This window comes from Microbacterium sp. B35-30 (assembly GCF_010634855.1).
Lineage (GTDB): Bacteria > Actinomycetota > Actinomycetes > Actinomycetales > Microbacteriaceae > Microbacterium.
Window position 1 is genome coordinate 59172 of record NZ_MWLQ01000003.1, and the last position, 12643, is coordinate 71814.

Genomic DNA, 12643 nt, shown 5'->3' on the forward strand with positions numbered 1-12643 from the left:
CGGTGCGATGCGGGGGGAGATGCAACGAGCGGATGCCGCGACCCGGGGGGCTCGCGGCATCCGCTTCGTCTTGCCCCCAAGGCGCAGGTCCAGGGCGCGCCGCTCGCGTTGCGCATCCCCCGCCCGCTCGTCAGAGTAGGGGGGTGCCCGTTCCCGAGCCCTACTTTCTGACCCCCATCGGTCATGACCGCCTCGACGACGTCCTCCGTCTGGACATCTGGGCATTCCCCACCGAGCGCTCCGTCGAGGCGCTGCGCGAACTGCCGAGCCCGCTCAGCTGGCACCGCACGTACGGCGTCGCCCATGTCGACGACGACGAACAGCTCGCCGGCTTCCACGGCGCGTATCCGCTGCGCGCCTACCCCGTCCCCGGGGCCGAGGTGTCGTGCGGCTGGCTGACGTGGGTCGGCGTGCACCCCGGCCACCGTCGCCGCGGCATCCTGCGCGGCATGATCGAGCACCACTTCGCCGACTGCCTCGCGCACGGCGAAACGATCTCGGGGCTGATGGCGGCCGAGACGCCGATCTACGGACGCTTCGGCTACGGCATGGCTTCGACGCAGCTCAGCCTGACGATCCCCCGCGGTGCGGCGCTTCGTCCGGTACCCGGTGCGGCCGAGCTCGAGGTCGCGCTGGAGGACTGGGATGCCGAGGTCCACGGCGACCTCGTGGCCGCCATCCATCGCGACTACGCGCGGCTGCCCGAAGGCCTGGGCCGTCCGGGCTGGGCGACCCGCGAGACCCCCGAGCAGCGCGCGGCGCGCGAGGCCGACCCCGCGGCGCTGCGCGGCGGCAAGGAGGCGCTGCGCCTCCTGCTGGTGCGCGACGACACCGACGCCGTGCTCGCGTACGGGACCTTCCGCCGCACGATGTCGTGGGAGCGCGCCGGCGCCGAGGGCACCGTGCACGTGCGCGAGGCCGTCGCGCTGACAGCCGCCGCCGCGCACCGGATGTGGTCTGTGCTGCTCGACCTCGACCTGACCACCCGCGTGCACATCTCGAACCTGCCCGTCGATGACCCGATCGTGTCGCTCCTCGTCGACGTCAGGGCCGCCGCGCCCGACTATCAGGACAACTCGTGGATCCGCATCGTCGACCTGCCCGCCGCGCTCGCGCAGCGCCGGTACGCCGGCGATGTCGACGTCGTGCTCGAGGTCACCGACGCGATGCTCCCCGCCAACGCCGGTCGCTGGCGGGTGCGCGCCGAGGCGTGGGGCCACGCCGATGTCACCCGCACCGACGACGAAGCGGACCTCACCCTCGACATCCGCGAGCTCGGCGCGGCCCACCTGGGCTCGATCTCGCTGAGCTCCCTGGCGCAGGCAGGCCTCATCGAGGTGCGCTCGCCCGAGGCGCTGCGCACAGCATCCGCCGCCTGGTCGTGGCCGGTCGCCGCCGGGGCGAACTGGGTCTTCTGACCGCCAACGTCGGCAGGCGGCATCCACGCAGCGACGGACGCCGGAAACGACGGATGCCGCGGGCGCAGTGCTCGTGAAGAGCACCGGCCCGCGGCATCCATCCGCGCCAGAGTTACTTGGCGGCGACCACCTGCAGGGTGATCACGGCGGTGAGGTCGTCACGCAGGCGGATCGTCGCCTCGTGCTCGCCCACCGACTTGATCGGGGAGGTGATGTGGATCTTGCGCTTGTCCAGGTCGCCGAGGCCGGCGGCCTTGACCGCGTTCGCGATGTCGACCGTCTTGACCGCGCCGAACAGGCGGCCCTCGGCGCCGGCCTTGACCGACAGCTTGACCTTGTTGGTCTCGAGGGCGTTCTTGAGCGCCACGGCCTCTTCGTGGTCGTGGATCGCGCGGGACTCGCGAGCGGCGCGGATCGACGCCACCTGCTTCTCGCCACCGCGGGTCCAGGCCACAGCGAAGCCCTGGGGGATGAGGTAGTTGCGGGCGAACCCGTTCTTGACCTCGACAACGTCTCCGGCGCTTCCGAGCCCGGCGACCTCATTCGTGAGAATCAGCTTTGCCATTGGGTGCTCCTTAGCGGCCAGCGCCGGCGTAGGGCAGGAGCGCCATTTCGCGCGCGTTCTTGATCGCCTTGGCGATCAGACGCTGCTCCTGCACCGAGACACCGGTGATACGACGGGCGCGGATCTTGCCACGCTCCGAGATGAACTTGCGAAGAGTCGCGACGTCCTTGTAGTCGATGAGACCGACACGGATCGCCTTCGCGGGGGCCGCGTTCTTCGCGCCCTTCCGCGGCTTCCGGCGGTCGCCGGTTGCCTTTCCAGCCATGGTGGTTCCTTACGTTTCCTTGATCGGATGCCTCGCGCCGAGGCATCCGGAATCTGCTTCTGAGATCGACCCTTAGAAGGGGGTGTCGTCGCCGTAGGCGCCGGGAGCTGCCCAGGCGTCGCCGCCGGCGGCGCCGCCGCCGTTCGCCGAACCGGGCGTCGACCACGGCTCGTCGGCGACCTGGGCCGGGCGAGCCTGACCGCCACCGCCACCGCCGCCGAAGCTGCCGCCGCCGCCCGAGCCGCCCGCAGCGCGGGTGACCTGTGCGGTCGCGTAACGCAGCGACGGGCCGATCTCGTCGACCTCGAGCTCGATCGCGGTGCGGTTGTTGCCCTCGCGGTCCTGGTAGCTGCGCTGCTTGAGGCGGCCGGTCGCGATGACCCGCATGCCCTTGGTCAGCGAGCCGGCCACGTGCTCGGCGAACTCGCGCCACACGCTCGCGCGGAGGAACAGCGCTTCGCCGTCCTTCCACTCGTTCGCCTGACGGTCGAAGTTGCGCGGCGTCGACGCGATCGTGAAGTTCGCGACGGGGAGGCCGTTCTGCGTGTACCGCAGTTCGGGATCAGCCGTGAGGTTTCCCACGACGGTGATGATCGTCTCGCCGGCCATCAGCCTTACGCCTTCGCTGCCTTGGCAGACTTGCGGGCGGCACGCTCGTCGGCGCGCTGCTTCTCGGAGGCGATCATCGCGATGGCCTCTTCGGCACGCAGCACCTTGGTGCGCATGATCTGCTCGTTGAGGTTGAGCTGACGGTCGAGTTCCTGCGTGGTCGCGGCGGTCGCCGTGAAGTTGACGACGGCGTAGATGCCCTCGTTCTTCTTCTGGATCTCGTACGCGAGACGGCGCTTGCCCCAGATGTCGATGTTCTCGATGGTGCCGCCGTCGGTCGTGATGACCTTCAGGAACTTGTCGAGGTTGGCGCCGACCTGGCGCTCGTCGATCTCGGGGTTCAGGATGACCATGAGTTCGTACTGGTGCGTCACTAACCCACCTCCTTCGGACTAGAACGGCTGCCGGGCATTTCCCGACAGCAGGAGGGTGTGTGTGCACGTCATCCGGACGGCACGCAGGTGCGCACGCATACGGACAACCCTCCTATGGTACCGGATGCCGCGGTGTGGGCCGAACCACGGGCTCGCTGTCGCCGAGACCGGGCTCGCTGTCGCCGAGACAGGGGATTCGCGCCGAGACCGGGGAGGTGCCGTCGAGACCGGGGATTCGCGCCGAGACCCGGGGGCGTCGCCCTGTGGCTCGCCGGAGATCCCCTGGTTCGGCGAAGCCGGACGAGGCGACGCGGAGCCCGGGGCGAGGCGACGACGAGTCAGCGGAACGCGTCCAGGCCGGTGAGGTGCTGGCCGAGGATCAGGGTGTGCACCTCGTCGGTGCCCTCGTACGTGCGCACGGACTCGAGGTTCGCCGCGTGGCGGATGGGGGAGTGCTCGAGAAGCACGCCGTCGCCCCCCAGGATCGTGCGGGCCTCGCGTGCGATCGCGATCGCCTCTCGCACGTTGTTGAGCTTGCCGAGCGAGATCTGCGTCGGAGTGAGGGTTCCGGCATCCTTCGCGCGTCCGATGTGAAGCGCGAGCAGCGCACCCTTCTGCAGCTCGACCACCATGTCGACGAGCTTGCGCTGCGTCAGCTGGAACCCGGCGATCGGCCGCCCGAACTGCTCACGCCGGAGCGCATGGCGCAGCGCCGCCTCGTAGCTGTCGCGGGCTGCGCCGAGCGCGCCCCACACGATGCCGTAGCGCGCCTCGTTGAGCGCCGAGAACGGTCCGCGGAGGCCCCGTGCCTCGGGCAGGAGAGCGGATGCCGGCAGCCGCACGCCGTCGAAGTGCAGCTCGGTCTGCACCGAGGCCCGCATCGACCCCTTCGGCTCGAGCACGCCGACCTCGAACCCCGGCGTGCCCGTCGGGACGAGGAAGCCGCGGACGCCGTCGTCGGTCTGCGCCCACACGACGGCGAGCTGTGCGACCGAGGCGAGGCCGATCCAGCGCTTCGCGCCGTCGAGGATCCAGTCCGATCCGTCGCGGCGCGCGTGCGTCTTCATGCTCGACGGGTCCGACCCGGCGGTCGGCTCGGTGAGCGCGAAGCTGCCGATCGCCTCGCCCGCGGCCAGGCGCGGCAGCCACTCCAGCTTCTGCTCCTCGCTGCCCCAGCGGTGGATCGAGCCCATCGCGAGCGACCCCTGCACCGAGACGAACGTGCGGATGCCGGAATCACCGGCCTCGAGCTCGAGCGCGGCCAGGCCGTACTCGACGGCGCTGCGGCCGGGGCATCCGTAGCCGTCCAGGGTCATGCCGAGCACGCCGAGGCGTCCGAGGGCCGGCGCGAGCTCGACGGGGAAGTGGCCCCGGTCGAACCAGTCCGCGATATGCGGGCGGATCTCGGCGTCGACGAAGGCGCGCACGCGGTCGCGGACGCCGCGCTCGTCCGCGGTGAGAAGCGCGTCGATGCCGAGGACGTCGGTGGCGGCGCGCAGCGCGTCGAGGTCGTCGGGGTTCCTGCCGGCATCGGTCATGGCGCCTCCTCGCGCAGTGCGGTGGCGCCCGCGATCTCGCACGGGCGCTTCCCCGATTCTGCCCGCTCGGCGGGCGGGCGGGCGCTGGGCGGAAGCGAGCCACAACTCCTTCTGCCTTCGGTGGGATGGGCTGATTCCGGCCGATTGCCACCGCAGCACACCGCCGAGGCGGAGTTGATGCTCTGTATGAGGCGCTCCTGCGCTGGCCGGCTCGGAGCCGGCGGCCAGCGGCGCGAGCGTATGCTGTCGGGCGTGCATTCGACGTTCACGACGCCCGGCGGGCGTGAGGGGGTCCTCGGCGCTTCGTGCGCCGAGCGGAGGTAGCCGCGCGCGTCGCCCGGCCTGAGGCCGAGCATGACGCCCTCGACTCTCCGCAGGCCGCCGGTCTGCGGCATCCGCTCTTCGTCGTCCCGCGACGACCCTCGCTGAACAAGGAATCATGCACGCTCACACCCAGAAGGACATTCGCGCGTCCTTCATCAACGCCTCCCTGCGCGAACGCAACGCCCTCGTCGTCCCCGATCTGGCCCAGGTCGACTGGGCGAACCTCGACTACTTCGGCTGGCGCGACCCGAAGCAGCCGCTCGCCGGCTTCATCGTCGTGCCGGTCGACGACGAGCCGGTCGGCATCCTGCTGCGCCAGACCGAGCAGCGCACCCGCACCCGCCCGCAGTGCTCGTGGTGCGAGGACGTCACGCTCCCGAACGACGTGGTGCTGTTCGGCGCGAAGCGCGCCGGCAAGTCCGGCCGCAATGGCGACACCGTGGGCACCCTGCTGTGCGAGAACTTCGAGTGCTCCGTCAACGCCCGCCGGCCCATGCCGCCCGCGTACCTCGGGTTCGACGTGATGGCCGCACGCCGGCGCCGCATCGAGGCACTCCGCGCGCACGCCGAGGGCTTCGCCCGCGACATCCGCGACAGCCTCTGACGGGGCCGGGCCGCACGTCACCCTGCGGTGGCGTGCGGCCCCATTCCGAAGTGGTCGAGTTCGGCATCCGTCAGCATGCGCGAGCGGATGATGAAGCGGCTGCCCGTCGGCGCCTCGACGCTGAAGCCCGCGCCCCGGCCGGGCACGACGTCGATGGTGAGGTGCGTGTACTTCCAGTATTCGAACTGGGCCTCTGAGATGAAGACCTCGATCGGCTCCGCCAGGCCGACGTCGAGCTCGCCGAGGCGCACGTCCGACGGGCCGGTCTGGAACATGCCGACCGGGAAGCACATCGGCGCGCTGCCGTCGCAGCACCCGCCCGACTGATGGAACATCAGCGGGCCGTGCTCGGCGGTGAGCCGTCGCAGGAGGGATGCCGCGGCATCCGTCACCGCCACGCGTGAGTGGGTGCGGGTCTGGGCCATTGCGATCGCCTCGCCTCTCGATGTGCGTGTCCCGATTTCGGTCGCTCCGAAAGGCGCTGTCGACCGATTTCGGGACATCAGGAGCGAGAAGTGGGACATGGATGGCCCGGGCGGAGCGGCTGGCGACTCGCTCCACCCGGGCGGGGGACGCCGTCGCGCCCGACCCCCGGACGCGACGGCCTGGGAGGCCGGCTTAGAAGAAGCCCATGGCTCCGTCGGCATACGACACCAGCAGGTTCTTCGTCTGCTGGTAGTGGTCGAGCATCTTGAGGTGATTCTCGCGGCCGATGCCGGACTGCTTGTACCCGCCGAACGCCGCGTGCGCGGGGTACTGGTGGTACGTGTTCGTCCAGACGCGACCGGCCTCGATGGCGCGCCCGGCGCGGTACGCGGTGTCGCCCGAGCGGCTCCAGACACCGGCGCCGAGGCCGTACAGCGTGTCGTTGGCGATCGAGACGGCGTCGTCGAAGTCGTCGAACGAGGTCACCGAGACGACCGGGCCGAAGATCTCCTCCTGGAAGATGCGCATGTCGTTCGAGCCCTCGAACACCGTCGGCGCGACGTAGTACCCGCCCGATAGGTCTCCGCCGAGGTCGACGCGCTCACCGCCGGCGAGCAGCTTGGCGCCGCCCGCCTTGCCGATCTCGATGTACGACAGGATCTTCTCGAGCTGGTCGTTCGAGGCCTGTGCGCCGATCATGGTGGCGGGGTCGAGCGGGTTGCCCTGCACGATCTTGGCGACGCGGTCGAGCCCGTCGCCGAGGAAGCGGTCGTAGATCGAGCGCTGGATGAGCGCGCGCGACGGGCAGGTGCACACCTCACCCTGGTTGAGCGCGAAGAGCGTGAAGCCCTCGAGTGCCTTGTCGTAGTAGGCGTCGCCGGTGTCGCGAGCGACGTCCTCGAAGAACACGTTCGCGCTCTTGCCCCCGAGCTCGAGGGTCACCGGGATGAGGTTCTGCGACGCGTACTGCATGATGAGGCGGCCCGTGGTCGTCTCGCCCGTGAACGCCACCTTGCGGATGCGCTTGTGCTGCGCCAGCGGCGCGCCCGCCTCGATGCCGAAGCCGTTGACGATATTCACGACACCGGCCGGCAGCAGGTCGCCGATGAGGTCGAAGAGGAACAGGATCGACGCCGGCGTCTGCTCGGCCGGCTTGAGCACGACGCAGTTACCCGCGGCGAGCGCAGGGGCGAGCTTCCACGTGGCCATCAGGATCGGGAAGTTCCACGGGATGATCTGCCCGACCACACCGAGCGGCTCGTGGAAGTGGTACGCCACGGTGTCTTCGTCGATCTGGCTGAGCGAGCCCTCCTGGCCGCGGAGCACGCCGGCGAAGTACCGGAAGTGGTCGACGGCGAGCGGGATGTCGGCCGCCAGGGTCTCGCGGACGGGCTTGCCGTTCTCCCACGTCTCGGCGACGGCGATCTTCTCGAGGTTCTGCTCGATGCGATCGGCGATCTTGTTGAGGATGACCGAGCGCTCGGCCGGCGTGGTGCGCTTCCAGGACGCGAACGCTTTCCACGCGACATCCACCGCACGGTCGATGTCCTCCGCCGTGCCGCGGCCCACCTCGGTGAAGGGCTTGCCGGTGACAGGGCTGATGTTCTCGAAGTACTGGCCCTTGATCGGCTCGACGAACTCGCCGCCGATGTAGTGACCGTAGCGGGGGCGGTAGTCGGCGATCGAGCCGCGCTGCCCGGGGGCGGCGTAGATGCTCGAGACACCCTCTTCGACGATGGTCATGCTGGTCTCCTTCGACGCGTTCCGCGACGGTCGTCGTCGCGATGGGTCGAAAGTAGACGGCGGGAGGTTGCACAACGTTGCGGCCGATCGTCTGCGCCGAGCGCAGGGCGTTTCGTCTCTGCGTTTCGACTCGCAAGCTCGCTCAACGACCGCGTTCCTCGCTCGCTCAACGACCGGGTCAGGGCCGCTGGCGAGCGGGAGTGAGGCGGGGGCGGGGGCGGGGGCGGGCTACTCGGCCGATGGTGCGCGGCGAGCGCGGTCCCGCTCGACGATCTCGAGGTAATGCGGGTTCTCCATGATGCCGAGGATGTTGCCGAAGGGGTCGACCACGGCCGCGGTGTCGAAGCCGTGGCCCCGCTCGATCACCGGCTGATATTCGGTCGCCCCGAGCTCGAGCAGGCGGGCCAGGCCGGCGTGCACGTCGTCGACCGCCCATTGCATGACCGCGCCGGCCGGCCCGTCGGGCATCGGCGGACGGTACTGCGCATCGATGATGCCGAGCTCGTGCTCGTAGTCCCCGACGCGGAACTCGATGTAGGCGGGAGTGACGAAGTAGGGCTCGATGCCGAGCACCTCGGCGTACCAGCGCGAGGCGGCGTCGAGGTCAGCGGCGTAGTAGCTGATAGTGGCGAATCCGCGGAGCATGTGCGGTTCCTCTCTGTCGTGAATCCAGCTTGCCGCCCAATGCGGTCACAAACAGTCCGCGATCAGGGAGCGGCTTCGAGCTTCTCGATCCGCGCCACCAGCCCCGCGCGGCGCGGCGAGCGCGCGGGCAGCATAGAGAGGCAGAGCCGCAGCAGCTCGACGTCGTCGGCGCCGGCATCCGTCTCGGCGAACGCGAGAAGGACATCGACGGATGCCTCGGCCATGAGCGCCTCGCGGAGCGCCACGCGGACGGTGTCGCGGAACTCCTCGACCCCCGGCGCGACGGAGTCCGGCAGCACATCGCCCCGGTAGGCGGCGAGGGCGACGCGATGCGCGCCGCGGTCGAGGAGCGACAGCACCTGGTGGGCATCGGTCTCGATCTCGACGCCGAGTCGGTAGGGCCGCGACTCGGGTACGAGCGCGGGAGCGGATGCCGCGAGCGCCCGGCGCAGTCGCACCATCTCGGCGCGGAGTGTGACGGACGTCGCACCGGCCGCCGCGCGGACGGCGTCGGCGGGCTCCCCATACACGAGATCACCCAGTCGCTCGGCCGACAGACCCTGGCGATGCACGGCGAGCATGAGCAGCAGCTCGGCGTGGCGCGGACCGAGCTCGGACACCGTCTCGACGCCCTCACCGGCCACTTCCAGCAGCGCTCGGTCGCGACCGAGCACCCGGAGCGTCGCTCGGGTGCGCTCCGGGCGGCGCGTCGAAGGGCGACGACGGGTCGCCGCGCGTCCCACGCCGTTCCCGTCGGCGGCGCGGGCGCGAAGCCGCGCCACCAGGAGCTCTCCCTCGATCGCCCGGGCGGTGGCATCCACCAGCAGCTGCGCCTGCGGGGTCACCGCCTCGAGGCCGCCCGTCACATCGATGACGCCGAGGATGCGACGGGTCTCGGGATCGTGCACCGGCGCCGCGCTGCACGACCACGGCTGAACGAGCCGGTTGAAGTGCTCGGCGCCGGTGATCTGCACCGACCGATCGAGCGCGATGGCCGTGCCCGGGGCGGCGGTGCCCACGGCGTCTTCGGACCAGTTCGCGCCTTCGACGAACCCCATGTCGCCCGTGAGCCGCCGCACGTTGCGGTCCCCCTCGACCCAGAGCAGCCGGCCGGCCGCATCGCCGACCGCGACGACGACGCCGGAGTCGGAGGCCTCGCCCGGCAGCAGCAGGCCGCGCACCATGTCGATCACGCCCGCGAGCGGGTGCGCGCGGCGATACGCCTCGAGCTCCTCAGCGGTGAGGTCGAGGGGTGGCAGCGCCTCGGCGCCGACGAGGCTGTCGAGCGAACGCCGCCAGGACTCGCGGACGAGGCTCCGGACGTCGCTCAGGCGGTGGTCGGCGGCGTTGCCCGCCACCAGCTCTTCGTGCGCGCGCTCGATGAGCAGGCGGGATGTCTCGGGCGACACCTCGCGGCGCTGCGACCAGGGTGATGACACGGCGGCTCCGATCGACGTCGGTGGAGCGTGCGTCCAGTGTAGGACGGCCGCGCGTCGCCCTTGACGGCGTCGTCGATCGAGCCCGGCTCTCTCAGCCTGCCGTGGTGACCTCGGTGCGCAGCGGCATCAGGGCGCCCGCGACCTGGCCGATGGTGGCCTCATCGACACCCGCGTCGGCGAGTGCCGTCGCTGCGTGACCGATGACGCGATCGAAGTCGGCGTCGGTGATGCCGCGACCGGCGTGGGCCGCCTTCATGTCGAGGCCCTTGTAGCCGTCGGGGCCGCCTGCCGCGGCAGCGAGGAAGAGCGCCATGTGGCGCTTCTGGTCGACCATCCGCGTGTCGGCGAAGTACGGGGCCAGGCTCTCGTCGCCCAGGATCAGCCGGTACATGTTGTCGACGACGGCGGCGATGCCGTCGCCTTCGCCCAGCCGCTGGTACAGGGTTGCTTCGGTGGTGTCGGTCATGCGGGTGCTCCGATCGTGAGGGTGGCGGGGTGGCTGGTGTCGGCGGGGAGGGTCAGCGCCCGGCGCTGCCCCGTCGCCACGGGCGGTCGTTCGAGGGCTGGTCGTCGGTCGCGGGCTGCTCCTGCGAGGCCGGCGCCGCGGACGCCGGCGCCGCGGACGCCGGCGCGGCGGGTGCCGGCGGCGCGGGGGTCGGCGGGGCGGGCGGCTGCGCCGGAGTCTGCACTGGCGTCTGCGCCGGGGTCGCGCCAAGCCGGCCGAGTTCGCGTTCGATCGACTCGAGGAGCGAGTGCACCTGGGCGGTGGCCATGCGGGCGAACTGGCGGGCGCGCACGACATCGTCCGGCGATGCCGGCCCCGCGGCCGCGAGATCGTCGGTCGCGAACGCGAACGAGGGGGACCTGTCGGCCCAGGGCTCTGCCGGCCGGACGCCGACGGCGGGTGCCGCGGCCGGTCCGGGCTCGGCGGCGGTGGCGGCGGCGGCCTCGGCGACCGCTCCGGGGTGGGCCGCTGCCTGCTTCTCGATCGAGTGGGCGACGTGCTGCGCCCGCTCGATGATCTCGCGGTACTGCTTGCGAGCGGTCTCGATGAGGTCCTTGGCGTACGACTCGGCCTCCGCGACGGCGTCGTCGGCGATGCGCTGGGCACTGCTGAGCAGCAGCACCGCGCGGCTCGAGATCTCGCCCTCCTCGGTGGTCACGCCGCTGGCGGTCAGCGCCTCGTTGTCGCGCCACGCGACTTCGAGGGCGTCGGCCGCGCCTGCCAGCAGCGCCTGGACCTCGGCGCGGGCGTAGCCGTGGCGCTCCTCCGCGAAGGACACTCCGCGGAGCAGCTCCGGTGTGATGGATACGGATTCGGTCGCGGTCATTTCGCTTCTGCCCTCTACTGGATTCCCCGTGCGATGCCCGGCTGAACGAGTTCGGGGGAGGCTGCCGGATCGCCGGTCGTGCGGGGTTGCTGGGTGAACGGGTCTTCGTACTTCTCGCTGCGGATGCTGTGCTCGTCGAACCCTGCCCGGCGCAGGACGGCGGCGGTGTGATCGACCATGCGCGGCGAGCCGCAGACCATCGCCAGGCGGTCGTCCCACGGACCGTCCGCGGCCGCGATGTCGCCGATCAGTCCGCGGCGTCCCGGGAACGACGGGTCGTCCGACACCGCGTAGGTGACGGTCAGCCACGATGCGTCGGCGTAGCGCTCGAGTTCCGGCTTCGCATAGAACCCCCACGGATGCCGCGCCCCGTGGTAGAGCGCGACACGAGGCCCGCTCCCTCGTGCGGCGTGGCGGCCGGCGACCTGGTCGAGCACCGCGAGCAGCGGGGCCAGGCCCGTGCCGCCCGCGATCAGCAGCAGGTCGGGCCATTCGCTGTCGAAGCGCAGGGTCAGCAGTTCGCCGATCGGCGGGCCGAGCCGCACCCGGTCGCCCGGCTTCACGTCGCGCAGCAGCGCTCCGCTGACCTGGCCGCCGGCGACCAGCTGGACGTGGAAGGTCATCGTGCCGTCGGCGCGCGGTGCATGCGTCGGCGAGAGGTAGCGCCACTGCCGCGGGCGCTGCGGGATCTCCATCGCGAGCGACTGACCCGCCTGGAACCGGTACCTGTTGTCGGGGCGGATCGTGACGGTCCCGACATCCATCCCCCGCCGCTCGGTCGCGACGACCTCGCCGGACCAGGTCGCGGGCTCGGACTCGACCGCCTCGGCCGCCGTGATCATGGTGGTCGCGATCAGGCCGTAGGCCTCGGCCCAGTCGGCCGCGAGCTCAGGGGTCCACGCGGCACCGAGGAAGTGCTTGAGCGTCGCGAGCAGCGAGGCGCCCACGGCCGGATAGTGACCGGCGATGGTGCCGAACTTGCGGTGGTCACGGCCCAGGTCCTCGATGTAGCCGACGACGTCGCCGACACGGTCGACGTTGCTGACCATGTGGCCGAGCGCCTTGACGAGCCGATCTCGCTGGGCCGCCATCGCGACCGGGAACAGATCGCGCGTCTCGGGGTGGGCGAGGAAGAGGTGCGCATAGAAGTATCCGGGTACCGCGTCCCCGTGAGCCGCGACCTGAGCCCAGGTCCGCTTGAGCGCTACCGCATCCACCAGTGTCGTGTCCCATCCATCGGTCCGTCGATATCGGCCGACGCTAGCGCGTTCCAGATGTATCTGCAAAGCATGCAGCTGCAAGTGCAACCGGATATCATGGCGGCGAACAGCGCCCGATCTGACGGCGCGTCACGGGTCGGGG

Annotated in this window: 14 protein-coding genes; 2 read left to right on the top strand and 12 right to left on the bottom strand. The window is 70.9% G+C overall.

Annotated elements, in window-relative coordinates:
* Positions 1 to 143 precede the first annotated feature (143 nt).
* Positions 144 to 1418 (top strand): GNAT family N-acetyltransferase, encoded by a 1275-nt coding sequence (locus tag B2K11_RS01695; protein WP_163616218.1) that lies wholly within the window; start codon positions 144 to 146, stop codon positions 1416 to 1418.
* A 112-nt stretch (positions 1419 to 1530) separates the two neighbouring features.
* On the opposite strand, the gene rplI is transcribed toward B2K11_RS01695, so the two are convergent.
* The 5 genes from rplI to B2K11_RS01720 all read right to left on the bottom strand — a co-directional run bounded on the left by rplI (position 1531) and on the right by B2K11_RS01720 (position 4769).
* Positions 1531 to 1983, bottom strand: coding sequence for a 50S ribosomal protein L9 (gene rplI / locus B2K11_RS01700; protein WP_163616220.1), 453 nt, complete (start codon positions 1981 to 1983; stop codon positions 1531 to 1533).
* Positions 1984 to 1993: 10 nt separating this feature from the next.
* On the bottom strand, positions 1994 to 2248 hold the full coding sequence (gene rpsR / locus B2K11_RS01705; protein WP_045301896.1) for a 30S ribosomal protein S18: 255 nt from the start codon (positions 2246 to 2248) through the stop codon (positions 1994 to 1996).
* A 72-nt stretch (positions 2249 to 2320) separates the two neighbouring features.
* Complete coding sequence (locus B2K11_RS01710; RefSeq protein ID WP_163616221.1) at positions 2321 to 2857, bottom strand: single-stranded DNA-binding protein; 537 nt, start codon at positions 2855 to 2857, stop codon at positions 2321 to 2323.
* A gap of 5 nt (positions 2858 to 2862) precedes the next feature.
* On the bottom strand, positions 2863 to 3231 hold the full coding sequence (gene rpsF, locus B2K11_RS01715; RefSeq protein WP_163616223.1) for a 30S ribosomal protein S6: 369 nt from the start codon (positions 3229 to 3231) through the stop codon (positions 2863 to 2865).
* 338 nt (positions 3232 to 3569) lie between these two features.
* Positions 3570 to 4769 carry an acyl-CoA dehydrogenase family protein gene (locus B2K11_RS01720; RefSeq protein WP_163616225.1) on the bottom strand — a complete coding sequence of 400 codons (1200 nt, stop codon included), beginning with the start codon at positions 4767 to 4769 and terminating at the stop codon, positions 3570 to 3572.
* A 439-nt stretch (positions 4770 to 5208) separates the two neighbouring features.
* Here B2K11_RS01720 and B2K11_RS01725 point away from each other — a divergent pair, with 439 nt between their 5' ends.
* Positions 5209 to 5697, top strand: coding sequence for an FBP domain-containing protein (locus B2K11_RS01725; protein WP_163616227.1), 489 nt, complete (start codon positions 5209 to 5211; stop codon positions 5695 to 5697).
* Between the two features lie 17 nt (positions 5698 to 5714).
* On the opposite strand, the gene B2K11_RS01730 is transcribed toward B2K11_RS01725, so the two are convergent.
* The 7 genes from B2K11_RS01730 to B2K11_RS01760 form a co-directional block, all read right to left on the bottom strand.
* The gene (locus B2K11_RS01730) at positions 5715 to 6122 is read right to left on the bottom strand and encodes a DUF779 domain-containing protein (protein WP_163616229.1); all 408 of its coding nucleotides are present in this window, start codon (positions 6120 to 6122) and stop codon (positions 5715 to 5717) included.
* A 193-nt stretch (positions 6123 to 6315) separates the two neighbouring features.
* Positions 6316 to 7866: an aldehyde dehydrogenase family protein gene (locus B2K11_RS01735; protein WP_163616231.1), complete on the bottom strand. Its 1551-nt coding sequence runs from the start codon at positions 7864 to 7866 to the stop codon at positions 6316 to 6318.
* Between the two features lie 228 nt (positions 7867 to 8094).
* Positions 8095 to 8511, bottom strand: coding sequence for a VOC family protein (locus tag B2K11_RS01740; RefSeq protein ID WP_163616233.1), 417 nt, complete (start codon positions 8509 to 8511; stop codon positions 8095 to 8097).
* Between the two features lie 62 nt (positions 8512 to 8573).
* Positions 8574 to 9950: a transcriptional regulator gene (locus tag B2K11_RS01745; protein WP_163616235.1), complete on the bottom strand. Its 1377-nt coding sequence runs from the start codon at positions 9948 to 9950 to the stop codon at positions 8574 to 8576.
* A gap of 91 nt (positions 9951 to 10041) precedes the next feature.
* Entirely contained in the window at positions 10042 to 10416 is a 375-nt protein-coding gene (locus tag B2K11_RS01750) for a group 1 truncated hemoglobin (RefSeq protein ID WP_163616237.1), read from the bottom strand.
* A gap of 52 nt (positions 10417 to 10468) precedes the next feature.
* Positions 10469 to 11281, bottom strand: a complete 813-nt coding sequence (locus B2K11_RS01755) for a DivIVA domain-containing protein (RefSeq protein WP_163616239.1) — start codon at positions 11279 to 11281, stop codon at positions 10469 to 10471.
* 14 nt (positions 11282 to 11295) lie between these two features.
* Complete coding sequence (locus B2K11_RS01760) at positions 11296 to 12498, bottom strand: globin domain-containing protein (RefSeq protein ID WP_163616241.1); 1203 nt, start codon at positions 12496 to 12498, stop codon at positions 11296 to 11298.
* Between the last annotated feature and the right edge of the window lie 145 nt (positions 12499 to 12643).

What these genes read in the sequence shown, in the direction of transcription:
- B2K11_RS01720 (WP_163616225.1), bottom strand. Translation starts at nt 4,769, where the DNA reads ATGACCGATGCCGGCAGGAACCCCGACGACCTCGACGCGCTGCGCGCC.
- B2K11_RS01710 (WP_163616221.1), bottom strand. Translation starts at nt 2,857, where the DNA reads ATGGCCGGCGAGACGATCATCACCGTCGTGGGAAACCTCACGGCTGAT.
- B2K11_RS01735 (WP_163616231.1), bottom strand. Translation starts at nt 7,866, where the DNA reads ATGACCATCGTCGAAGAGGGTGTCTCGAGCATCTACGCCGCCCCCGGG.
- B2K11_RS01730 (WP_163616229.1), bottom strand. Translation starts at nt 6,122, where the DNA reads ATGGCCCAGACCCGCACCCACTCACGCGTGGCGGTGACGGATGCCGCG.
- B2K11_RS01725 (WP_163616227.1), top strand. Translation starts at nt 5,209, where the DNA reads ATGCACGCTCACACCCAGAAGGACATTCGCGCGTCCTTCATCAACGCC.
- B2K11_RS01755 (WP_163616239.1), bottom strand. Translation starts at nt 11,281, where the DNA reads ATGACCGCGACCGAATCCGTATCCATCACACCGGAGCTGCTCCGCGGA.
- B2K11_RS01740 (WP_163616233.1), bottom strand. Translation starts at nt 8,511, where the DNA reads ATGCTCCGCGGATTCGCCACTATCAGCTACTACGCCGCTGACCTCGAC.
- rpsR (WP_045301896.1), bottom strand. Translation starts at nt 2,248, where the DNA reads ATGGCTGGAAAGGCAACCGGCGACCGCCGGAAGCCGCGGAAGGGCGCG.
- B2K11_RS01750 (WP_163616237.1), bottom strand. Translation starts at nt 10,416, where the DNA reads ATGACCGACACCACCGAAGCAACCCTGTACCAGCGGCTGGGCGAAGGC.
- rplI (WP_163616220.1), bottom strand. Translation starts at nt 1,983, where the DNA reads ATGGCAAAGCTGATTCTCACGAATGAGGTCGCCGGGCTCGGAAGCGCC.